The sequence below is a fragment of the Pseudomonas sp. HY2-MNA-CIBAN-0224 genome (assembly GCF_040310285.1).
GTDB lineage: Bacteria > Pseudomonadota > Gammaproteobacteria > Pseudomonadales > Pseudomonadaceae > Aquipseudomonas > Aquipseudomonas helleri.
On record NZ_JBEOPQ010000631.1, the window covers coordinates 1 to 262 of the forward strand.

General features: G+C 42.0%; 1 protein-coding gene. It reads left to right on the top strand.

Going from position 1 to position 262, the window contains the following annotated elements:
- Positions 1 to 45: 45 nt before the first annotated feature.
- Positions 46 to 262 (top strand): hypothetical protein (locus AAEZ03_RS27845; RefSeq protein ID WP_350583139.1); only part of this gene is annotated, 217 nt, incomplete at its 3' end.

The following is a 262-nucleotide window of genomic DNA, read 5'->3' on the forward strand; positions in this document are numbered from 1 at the left end:
GCTATTAGGTTTGACCAATATATAAATATAATAGGAATACTGGCAATGAAAGATGCAAACAAGCGCGCGCAGCACAATACAATTAATCATAAAATAAACAATGAAAGCTTTGTTAGTAATACCGCTAGCAAACTAGGTATTTTAAAATTTACGGGCGCAGCCGCATTGGCAGTAGGTGGTATCGCACTTGCCGCTCAAAACGCACAAGCTTTGTCACCGCTCGCTGTGGTCAATGGCATTACGTCAAGTGGTGGTGTTGGTG